Annotated in this window: 1 protein-coding gene; it reads left to right on the top strand. The window is 68.3% G+C overall.

The window, feature by feature from the left end; all coding sequences use genetic code 11:
- Nucleotides 1-2695 (top strand): aminotransferase class I/II-fold pyridoxal phosphate-dependent enzyme (locus EV699_RS19695; protein ID WP_207923032.1); only part of this gene is annotated, 2695 nt, incomplete at both ends.

The raw sequence follows: 2695 nt of genomic DNA, 5'->3' as shown, positions 1-2695 counted from the left end.
CTGCTCGAACTCGCCCCCGACAGCGACGAGTACACCCAGCGCCACGCCCGCGTGCGCGAGACGCTGGCCACCCTCACCCCCATCGAGAGCTACTGGGCCTTCCCCGGCCGCCACCGCTTCCACGAGCTGTGCGTGTGGTTCGACGCCGGCGAACTGGGGCGCCTGTGGCAGGCGGTGCGCCGCATCAAGGCCATGCTGGTCAGCCAGACCTTCCGCCACCGCCACTTCGCCCTCGACGACGCCAACCCCCCGGGCCTCTCCGAGATCGAGACCGAGGCCGAGCTGCAGGCGCAGATCGAGCAGCCCTACTTCGAGGTGCTCATCGTCGACGAGATGTCCGCCGACGATGAGGAGGCGCTGCGCCGGCGCGTGGCGCGCAAGCGCCGCGCCGACGATGACTTCGTCTACGACATCGTGGTGGTGCCGAGCTTCGAGGATGCGCTCATCGCCACGCTGTTCAACTTCAACCTGCAGGCCTGCGTGATCCGCCACGGCTTCCCGTTCAAGTCGGAATACGATCTGGACATCCTGCGCAAGTTCCTCGACGGCCTCGACGAGGGCATCGAGCGCCTGCCGGAGTCCGAGCGCGGCCCGCTGCTCGGCGCGCACATCGCGGAGCTGCGCCCGGAGCTCGACCTCTACCTGGTCACCGACGTCAAGGCCGAGGAGATCGCCGCGCGCCTGGGCGAGGTGTTCAAGCGCATCTTCTTCCGCGAGGAGGACCACACCGAGCTCTACATGTCGATCATGAAGGGCGTCGGCGAGCGCTTCCGCACCCCCTTCTTCAGCGCCCTCAAGGAGTACTCGAAGCAGCCCACCGGTGTCTTCCACGCGCTGCCGGTGGCGCGCGGCAAGTCGGTGATGAACTCCAACTGGATCCTCGACTTCGCGCAGTTCTACGGGCCCAACCTGTTCATGGCGGAGACCTCGGCGACCTCCGGCGGGCTCGATTCGCTGCTCGATCCGGTCGGCCCGCTGAAGGTGGCGCAGGAGGACGCGGCGCGCGCCTTCGGTGCGCGGCGCACCTACTTCGTCACCAACGGCACCTCCACCGCCAACAAGATCGTCGTGCAGGCGCTGGTCAAGCCCGGCGACATCGTGCTGGTCGACCGCAACTGCCACAAGTCGCACCACTACGGCATGGTGCTGTCGGGCGCGCACGTCGCCTACCTCGACTCCTACCCGCTCGACGACTACTCGATGTACGGCGCGGTGCCGATCCGCGAGATCAAGCGCACGCTGCTCGCCTTTCGCCGCGCCGGCACGCTGGCGCAGGTGAAGATGGTGCTGCTCACCAACTGCACCTTCGACGGCGTGGTCTACGACGTCGAGCGCGTCATGGAGGAGTGCCTGGCGATCAAGCCGGACCTGATCTTCCTCTGGGACGAGGCCTGGTTCGCCTTCGCCCGCTGCCACCCGACCTACCGCCGGCGCACCGGCATGGCCTCGGCCGCGCGCCTGCGCCGGCGCTACGACAGCGCCGCCTACGCCCAGACCTACGCGGCCTTCGCCAAGGGCTTCGGCGGCGCCGACTGGGACGACGAGGCCCGGGTGCTCGCCACGCGCCTGCTGCCCGATCCGACGCAGGTGCACGTGCGCGTCTACGCCACCCACTCCACCCACAAGACCCTGACCTCGCTGCGCCAGGGCTCGATGATCCACGTCTGGGACCAGGACTTCAAAGACAAGGCCGAGGAGGCGTTCCACGAGGCCTACATGACCCACACCTCGACCTCGCCGAACTACCAGATCCTCGCCTCGCTCGACGTCGGTCGGCGCCAGATCGAGCTGGAGGGCTACGAGATGGTGCAGCGCCAGGTCGACCTGGCGATGACGCTGCGCGAGTGGGTGTTCTCGCACCCGCTGCTGAAGAAGTACTTCCGCTTCCTCAACGTCAGCCACGTGGTGCCGGCGGAGTTCCGCCCCTCGGGCGTCGACGCCTACTTCGACCCCGCCACCGGCTGGGCCAACATGGAGGCGGCCTGGCGCCAGGACGAGTTCGCCCTCGACCCCACGCGCCTGACGCTGTCCATCGGCGCCTCCGGCATCGACGGCGACACCTTCAAGAACCGCTACCTGATGGACCGCTACGGCATCCAGATCAACAAGACCTCGCGCAACACCGTGCTGTTCATGACCAACATCGGCACCACGCGCTCCTCGGTCGCCTACCTCATCGAGGTGCTGATCAAGATCGCCCGCGACCTCGAGGAGCGCACCGCCGACATGAGCACCATCGAGCGGCGCCTGCACCACAAGCGCGTCGCCTCACTGACCCGCGAGCTGCCGCCGCTGCCCGACTTCTCGCGCTTTCACTTCGCCTTTCGCAACGTCCACCAGCTCGACACCCCCGAGGGCGACATCCGCAGCGCCTTCTTCCTCTCCTACGAGGAGGCCGACTGCGAGTACCTGACCATGCCCGAGGTCGCCCGCGCGCTCGGTGCCGGACGCGAGGTGGTCTCGGCGCTGTTCGTCATCCCCTACCCGCCGGGCTTCCCCATCCTCGTCCCCGGGCAGGTGATCAGCCAGGAGATCCTCGCCTTCATGCAGGCGCTCGACGTGCGCGAGATCCACGGCTACCGCCCCGAGCTCGGCTTTCGCGTCTTCACCGAGGCCGCGCTGGCCCGCGTCGCCACCGAAACCGCCGCCAAGGCCGCCGCCGCCATCGCCTCCAGAGCCGCCAGAGAAGCGGCCA

The sequence above is a fragment of the Plasticicumulans lactativorans genome (assembly GCF_004341245.1).
Classification (GTDB): domain Bacteria; phylum Pseudomonadota; class Gammaproteobacteria; order Competibacterales; family Competibacteraceae; genus Plasticicumulans_A; species Plasticicumulans_A lactativorans.
Note: the sequence above shows the minus strand (reverse complement) of the source record. Positions and strands in the feature narration are given on the sequence as shown.